Source organism: Terrabacter terrigena (genome assembly GCF_042676085.1).
GTDB lineage: Bacteria > Actinomycetota > Actinomycetes > Actinomycetales > Dermatophilaceae > Terrabacter > Terrabacter terrigena.
In genome coordinates, this window is record NZ_JBHTKH010000037.1 from 1 (window position 1) to 1047 (window position 1047).

Sequence of the window (1047 nt, forward strand, 5' to 3'; positions counted from 1 at the left end):
GGCGAGTCGGCGGGTAGGCCGGGGTGCTCGTCACCGGGGATGCGGGGCTGGAACATCGAGTTGAGCCGGAGCAGGTCGGGTTCGACCATCTTGAGCGAACCGATGGCCTCGGCCACCGGCACCCGCTCGATCCTGCCCTTCTGCAGGGCCACCATCTGGCCCCAAGCGCCGTCGAGCGCAGCCTCGACCGCGGCGACGCCGAACCGGGTGCCGAGCACGCGGTCGAACGCCACCGGCGAGCCGCCGCGCTGGATGTGGCCGAGCGCCGTCATGCGGCTCTCGATGCCGGTGCGGCCCTGGATCTCGCGGGCCAGGATCGAGCCGATGCCGCCGAGGATCTGGTGGCCGTACTTGTCGACCTCCGGCTCGGGGATCTCGATCGTGCCCTCCTTGGGCAGCGCGCCCTCGGCGACGACGACGATCGTCGCGAAGCGGCCCTTCTTGTGGCGGTGGACGATCCGCTCGCACACCTCGTCGATGTCGAAGGGCTCCTCGGGAACGAGGGTGATCGCGGCGCCACCGGCAAGGCCCGACCAGATCGCGATGTGCCCGACGTGGCGCCCCATCACCTCGACGACGAGCACACGGTGGTGCGACTCGGCGGTGGTGTGCAGGCGGTCGATGGCGTCGGTGCAGATCTGCACGGCCGTCTGGAAGCCGAAGGTCATCTCGGTCAGGGAGATGTCGTTGTCGATCGTCTTCGGCACGCCGATGACCGGGAACCCGTTCTCGTGCAGGCGGTTGACGACACCCATCGAGCCCTCGCCGCCGATCCCGATGATCGCGTCGAGGCCGTGCCGGTCGTACGCCTTGCGCACGCGCTTGAGGCCGTCCTCGTGGGCGAACGGCTGGTCGCGCGACGTGCCGAGGATCGTGCCGCCGAGCGGGAGGATGCCGCGGCAGCGGTCGACGTCGAGGATCTCGTAGTCGTTGTCCATGACACCGCGCCACGCGTTGCGGAAGCCGATGACGGTGCTGTCGTAGGTGACCTCGGCGGCGCGGGTCGCGCCGCGGATGACGGCGTTGAGGCCGGGACAGTCCCCGCCC

The 1047-nt window shown here is 70.3% G+C and carries 1 protein-coding gene; it reads right to left on the reverse strand.

The features are described from left to right. Positions 1-1047 (reverse strand): 6-phosphofructokinase (locus ACFQ2V_RS21235; protein WP_386055014.1); only part of this gene is annotated, 1047 nt, incomplete at both ends.